Here is a 3,109-nt window from a genome sequence, read left to right on the forward strand (position 1 = left end):
AGCGCGACCGTCCAGATGCTCGGCCAGCGCGACAGCAGCGCGATCCCGACGGCGGTCGCGAGCACCAGCGCCGTACCGGAGATGATCACGGGGCGGAAGCCGAAGCGCAGGTACAGGCGCCCCGCGAGCGAGGCGGCCACGGGCCATCCCAGGGTGAGCGTCGCGAGCGCGAGGCCTGCGAGCAGCGGCGTCGCGCCCGCGCTGCCCTCGAGGTATGTCGGGATGTAGGCCGTGTAGCCGATCAGCACGCCACCGAGGATCAGGTTGAGCAGCGCCGTCGACGCCACCACGGGACGCGTGAAGATCCACAGCGGCAGGACCGGCTCGCTCGCCCGGCGCTCGACGAGCACGAACAGGAGCAGCAGCAGCGCTCCCCCGGCGAACACCCCGATCGAGGTGGGCGAGCTCCACTCCCAGGCGACGCCTCCCTCGAGCACCCCGAGCAGCAGGAGGGTCAGCGCACCGGTGAGCAGGGCCGCGCCGGCCCAGTCGATGCGGTGCCGGCGGCGCTCGAGCTTCTCGTGGTAGTTCCGCGCGAGCAGCCAGAGCGCGAGCAGGCACAGCGGGATGTTGATGAGGAAGATCCATCGCCAGGCGTCCAGCTGCGAGAACAGCCCGCCGAGGGTCGGTCCGATCACGGATGACGCACCCCACACGCTGGCGATGTAGCCCTGCACGCGCGCCCGCTCGGCCACCGTGTAGATGTCACCGGCGATCACGACGGTCATGGGCATGATGGCGCCCGCACCGAGACCCTGCACGGCGCGGAACGCGATGAGCGACGGCATGTCCCACGCGACCCCGCACAGCACCGATCCGACGAGGAACACCGCGATGCCGAACAGCAGCACCGGCTTCCGCCCCAGCTGATCGGCGAGCTTCGAGTACACCGGCGTCAGCACCGACTGCGTGAGCAGGTAGATCGAGAACAGCCAGGGGAAGGCCTCGTAGCCGCCGACGTCGCCCACGATCGAGGGCACGGCGGTGGCGACGACGGTCGAGTCGATGGCGACGAGACCCGTCGCGACCATCACGGACAGGAGGATGGGTCCCCGCTCGCTGCGAAGACCCACGGCGGCGGGGGCGGTCACTCGTTCATCCTGTCATCGGATCGGACGCTTCGGCCGTGCACCGGCCACGCGTCGTCTCTGCCGGGCAGCGAAGTCGCGAAGAGACCGTGAGCCTTCGGCCGTCCGGCGTATGGGAGTCGTGAGGAAGCGCCGGGCCCGAGCGTCCGAGGACTTCAATCGGGATCTGCGCCCCCACCGGCGTGCGGGTCCGGAGAGGACGCCGCAGTCCCTCGAACGGAGTCCCCGTGCTCGATCTGGTCTATATGGCGGCGACGCTTGCGCTGTTCGCGCTCGTCGCGCTCGTCGTGAAGGGTGCCGAGAAGCTGTGATCGTCTTCACCGCCGTCGCCGGAGTCCTCGCGGTCGCGGCGATCGTCTATCTCGTGGTCGCCCTCGTCCGACCGGAGCGGTTCTGATGGACGCCGCCGCAGTCTGGAGCGGGATCCTGCAGATCGCCGCGCTCGTCCTGGTCCTGGTCCTCCTCTACCGCCCGCTGGGCGACTACATGGCCCGCGTCTTCACGTCGGACAGGGACGGGCGCGCGGAGCGCGGCCTGTACCGCCTGATCGGCGTCGACAGCCGCCGCGAGCAGACGTGGCAGGCCTACGCGCGCTCGGTGCTCGCCTTCTCGGTGATCGGCGCGCTGCTGCTGTACGGCCTGCAGCGTCTGCAGGTCTTCCTGCCCTGGGCGCTCGGTCTCCCCGCCGTGCCGGAGGGCGTCGCCTTCAACACCGCGATCTCGTTCGTCACCAACACGAACTGGCAGACCTACTATCCCGAGTCGACGCTCGGATACGCCGTGCAGACCGCCGGCCTCACCGTCCAGAACTTCGTGTCGGCGTCCGTCGGCATCGCGATCGCCGTCGCGCTCGTGCGGGGCTTCGCCCGCAGGGGCTCGCCGACGGTCGGCAACTTCTGGGTCGACGTGACCCGCGGCGTGACCCGGCTGCTCCTGCCGATCTCGGCGATCGGCGCCATCGCCCTCATCGGCACCGGCGTCGTGCAGAACCTCGCGGGATTCACCGACGTGACGACGCTGTCGGGCGCAGGACAGGCGATTCCCGGCGGTCCCGCCGCGTCGCAGGAGGCGATCAAGCAGCTGGGCACGAACGGCGGCGGCTTCTTCAATGCCAACTCGGCGCACCCGTTCGAGAACCCGAATCCGGTCTCGAACCTCCTGCAGCTCCTGCTCGTCCTGATCATCCCCGCGTCCCTGCCGCGCACGTTCGGCCGCATGGTCGGAGACCACCGCCAGGGCTACGTGATCATCGCGACCATGGCCGGCATCGCGCTCGCGTCGATCGCCGCCGTCACGGCGCTCGAGACCGCGGCCCACGGCTCGGCGCCCGAGCTCGCAGGCGGTGCGATGGAGGGCAAGGAGCAGCGCTTCGGGATCTTCGGATCCGCGCTGTACGCGGCGGTCACGACGCTCACCTCGACCGGCGCGGTGAACTCCATGCACGATTCGTACACCGCCCTGGGCGGCATGGTGCCGCTCGTCAACATGATGCTGGGCGAGATCGCGCCCGGCGGTGTGGGCGCCGGGCTGTACGGCATGCTGGTGCTCGCCGTCATCACGGTGTTCATCGGCGGCCTGCTCGTCGGACGCACCCCGGAGTACGTCGGCAAGAAGATCGGGCCGCGCGAGATGAAGCTCGCGAGCCTGTACATCCTCGTCACGCCGACGCTCGTGCTGGCCGGCACGGCGCTCAGCTTCGCGATCCCCGCCGTGCGCTCCGATGTGGAGGGCACGTCGCTCTGGAATCCCGGCCCGCACGGCCTCAGCGAGGTGCTGTACGCCTTCACGTCGGCGGCGAACAACAACGGGTCGGCGTTCGCCGGCATCACCTCGGCCACGCCGTGGTTCGCCACCGCGCTGGGCGTCGCGATGCTGATCGGACGCTTCGTCCCGATCGTGCTCGTGCTGGCGCTCGCCGGCTCGCTCGCCGCGCAGAAGCCGGTGCCGTCGACGACCGGCACGCTCCCGACGCACGGGCCGCAGTTCGTCGGCCTGCTGGGCGTCGTGTCCGTCGTCATCAC

Annotated in this window: 4 protein-coding genes; 3 read left to right on the plus strand and 1 reads right to left on the minus strand. The window is 70.3% G+C overall.

What is annotated here, in order from left to right; translation table 11 throughout:
• A partial coding sequence (locus RIF89_RS13005; RefSeq protein ID WP_309069525.1) for an MFS transporter occupies positions 1 to 1,031 on the minus strand: 1,031 nt, incomplete at its 3' end.
• Positions 1,032 to 1,270: 239 nt separating this feature from the next.
• Between RIF89_RS13005 and RIF89_RS13010 the strand changes: the two genes are divergently transcribed.
• From RIF89_RS13010 to kdpA, 3 genes are all read left to right on the plus strand, one after another.
• On the plus strand, positions 1,271 to 1,399 hold the full coding sequence (locus RIF89_RS13010; RefSeq protein ID WP_309069522.1) for a hypothetical protein: 129 nt from the start codon (positions 1,271 to 1,273) through the stop codon (positions 1,397 to 1,399).
• Positions 1,396 to 1,485 (plus strand): K(+)-transporting ATPase subunit F, encoded by a 90-nt coding sequence (gene kdpF / locus RIF89_RS13015; RefSeq protein WP_309069523.1) that lies wholly within the window; start codon positions 1,396 to 1,398, stop codon positions 1,483 to 1,485. The genes RIF89_RS13010 and kdpF overlap by 4 nt, the downstream gene beginning before the upstream one ends.
• The coding region (gene kdpA / locus RIF89_RS13020) for a potassium-transporting ATPase subunit KdpA (protein ID WP_309069524.1) at positions 1,485 to 3,109 on the plus strand (1,625 nt) is incomplete at its 3' end. The genes kdpF and kdpA, both read left to right, overlap by 1 nt.

This window comes from Microbacterium sp. (assembly GCF_031178525.1).
GTDB lineage: Bacteria > Actinomycetota > Actinomycetes > Actinomycetales > Microbacteriaceae > Microbacterium.